The sequence below is a fragment of the Yoonia sp. R2-816 genome (assembly GCF_046762905.1).
Lineage (GTDB): Bacteria > Pseudomonadota > Alphaproteobacteria > Rhodobacterales > Rhodobacteraceae > Yoonia.
On record NZ_JBKQXN010000183.1, the window covers coordinates 1 to 225 of the forward strand.

The 225-nt window shown below is 57.8% G+C and carries 1 protein-coding gene; it reads left to right on the forward strand.

Features of this window, described 5'->3' with window-relative positions; translation table 11 throughout:
- Positions 1-225, forward strand: a 225-nt coding sequence (locus tag ACFWW2_RS09435) for an IS110 family transposase (protein WP_393927770.1), incomplete at both ends; no start/stop codon positions are given.

A 225-nucleotide genomic window follows, 5' to 3' on the forward strand; every position in this document is an offset into this window, starting at 1 on the left:
TGATTGCTCCACAATACGTGAAGCCATTCGTCAAACGGCAGAAGAATGATGCGGCTGATGCTGAGGCGATTGTGATTGCGGCGCAGCGCCCGGAGATGCGGTTTGTGGAACCCAAAAGCAACGCGCAAATCGCCCGGGGCGCTGTGTTCCGTTCACGCGACCGTCTGGTGCGCCAGCGCACTGAACAGATCAATGCGCTGCGATCCGTTCTTTATGAACAGGGCC